The sequence below is a fragment of the Armatimonas sp. genome, from assembly GCF_031410135.1.
Taxonomy (GTDB): domain Bacteria; phylum Armatimonadota; class Armatimonadia; order Armatimonadales; family Armatimonadaceae; genus Armatimonas.
In genome coordinates this window covers 1-2,482 of sequence record NZ_JANNYP010000181.1, presented here as the reverse complement: position 1 = coordinate 2,482, position 2,482 = coordinate 1, and the positions used below count along the sequence as shown (strand labels likewise).

2 protein-coding genes and 1 pseudogene are annotated in these 2,482 nt (G+C 56.3%); all 3 read right to left on the bottom strand.

The genetic code is table 11. The annotated features are described in order from the left end of the window. Positions 1 to 296: 296 nt before the first annotated feature. Positions 297 to 1,169: a DUF1559 domain-containing protein gene (locus tag RMO15_RS06585; protein ID WP_309709520.1), complete on the bottom strand. Its 873-nt coding sequence runs from the start codon at positions 1,167 to 1,169 to the stop codon at positions 297 to 299. A 20-nt stretch (positions 1,170 to 1,189) separates the two neighbouring features. Beyond that, on the bottom strand, positions 1,190 to 2,245 hold the full coding sequence (locus RMO15_RS06580; RefSeq protein ID WP_309709517.1) for a LacI family DNA-binding transcriptional regulator: 1,056 nt from the start codon (positions 2,243 to 2,245) through the stop codon (positions 1,190 to 1,192). 54 nt (positions 2,246 to 2,299) lie between these two features. After that, a pseudogene (locus RMO15_RS06575) lies at positions 2,300 to 2,482 on the bottom strand (hypothetical protein); the annotation flags it as partial.

Genomic DNA, 2,482 nt, shown 5'->3' with positions numbered 1-2,482 from the left:
CCTTCATTGTTGAAGTTTAGTCACTCCAATTGTCGGGAGAGGGAGGTGGCTTTCTTTGCCTTGGCGGGCTTCGCCCGCCTCGTCAAACCACCGAGCTATTTACACCATTATAAGGGCACGACCTAGTATGCGTGGCCTGCTCGCTTAACAGTGCCGATAAAGAGCGTGGACGGTACTGTCGGTCTTGGTACCAGCCCGTGTAGGGCACTGCGAGCGCAGCCAGTATTCCTAGCAGCGCAAGCAATGCAACAAGGGCGGAGGAAAGTTTCCTCCGCCCGGAGTTATGTATCTCTGGCCTAGTTGTGGTTGTGCCAGATGTCATCAGCAGAACCGATCCTTGCGATCAGGGTGTTGGGGCCGACGGATTTTGCATGGCCATCCGCAAACATCACGTTACACCTTTGCATATGACGGAAGTCAGGACGGCGTCTGCGCTGGTAGTCGCCATTGCCCTGGCCTGCAAATCCACCCGGAATATCAAAGTCCCAGCCTGTAGTCTGATTGGGCTTGTTGGTCCACTGAAGTGGCTTAAAGAGAAAAGGCCCACAGGAAGCCTGAACTGGGTTGTTAGGATCACACCACGCCTGATCCGCTGCCCGAGCAATGTTGGTATCGCCATTGGCTCCGACCACAGCCGTCTCGGCAAAGGCTACCAGATTTGCGGGAGCGATCAGGCTTGCCTGACTCACGCCACCAAAACCCTGAAGTCCTGCCGGAAGCCCTACATTCCAGGGGGTGTTCATCTGGGTTTTATTTATGGCGTAGCCGATGCCATTCCGAATGGCAGCACCACCAGCATTGAGCGTCGGACGAAAAGAAGCGCAAGCCAGAACCGACGCTCCTCCGGTGAGTTCCCCGTTCACAAAGTTCGTATTGGTCTCACCATACTTCTGCAAGTAAGGGCTAAGACCCACGGTCCACATCGTTCCTCCCCAGCTGAAGCCATCGTACATGTAGCCTAGAGGATAGGTCTCATCGTAGTCCTGAATGTACTGCATGGTTGCTAGGCCAATGTTGCGCTCATTGGACATACAGGAAATAGCACGGGCTTTCTCACGGGCTTGCGCAAAGACGGGGAAGAGAATGGCCGCTAAGATAGCAATAATAGCAATCACCACGAGTAGCTCGATAAGAGTGAAGACTCGCTTTATGTTCTGCTGATTTTTCATAGATTCACCTCTGAATAATGTCAGGGACCGGGTTGTCGTGTTGAACTGAGAGTCGTCCCGGTCGGTACGGCTCCTAGCGTCGTTCCCGCGATAAAAGCCGTGGGAAGATATTGGATCAGGGACAGCTCGCTCTCACCGCTCAGCTGCGCCACCATTCGGGCGACGGCTGCTTCGGCCAGTGCTTCAATGTCCACCTTTACGGAGGCGGCCTTGTGCCCACTATTGGTCTCCCAGGGCAGGCCGTCGTAGCCCACCACACTGAGCTGTTCCGGCACCGAGATACCGTGTTTTTTGCAACGATCCAGGAGATAGTAGGCAAGGCGGTCTCGGGGACAGAAGAGCGCTGTCGGCGCGTCGGGCAGCTGTAGCTGCGTCTCGATTTCTTCAATCACATAGGGACGCTCCTCGTTGAGCACCACGCCCCGAGCGGCAAGCTCTTTGCGCAAGAGCGTCACCCGCTGAAGAGAGTTGGGGTTGCTATTTTCGTGAACCACCCCGATCTGACGGTGCCCTTGCTCGACCAGCCGCTCCGCCACCAGGCGCATGCCCGATTCTACATCGTCCGTTACCTGAGGAAGTGTTCCCTCAATCTCTCCCCCGATCAGTACGGTGGGAAGGCGTGATTTCTTGAGAAGCGCCAGAAGTGGGTCATTGGTCTGCGGGGCAAAGAAGAGAACTGCGTCGGCAATCCCGCCATTGAGGTGCTGGTAGATCTGCTCCGGCGAGCGGGTGAAGTCACAGTGAATAAGCAGATCGTAGCCCCGGCTCCCTGCGGCCCGCTCCAGCGCGGTGCAGAGCGTGTTCATGTAGAGATCCTGCGGCGTGCGGGTGCGGTAGCCATTGAAGAAGCTCAGGATATGGGTCTGGCCGCGTTGCATCGAGCGAACGAGGCGATTGGGGGTGTAGTCTAGGTCCTGGGCGGCTTTTCGAACGCGCGCCGTCACATCATTAGAGATGCGGTACTGCGCGGATTTATCACTGAGTGCCAGGGATGCCGTGGCAACGGAAACCCCTGCCTGGAGGGCGACATCTTCCAGACGGACTCGGCGAGAGGCGGACTTTGCTACTCTGCTCATCTTTGCTAAACTAGTTTAGCAAAGATTTTAGCGTTCCGCAAGTTTTTATTTTTCCTACTCTTCAGAAATCAATGGCAGGTGTAGGAGGCGCTGTTTCTGGGGCGAGCGCGGGGACGGTTCGGCTTTGTGACGCGCTCCAAAGCTGGTGAGAACCTGCTCCAATGCCGGAAGCATGCCGGTGACGCGCTTAAGCCGGATGAGTGTGTCCCAGAGTGGCTCGAACTTCTTCCAGCCACC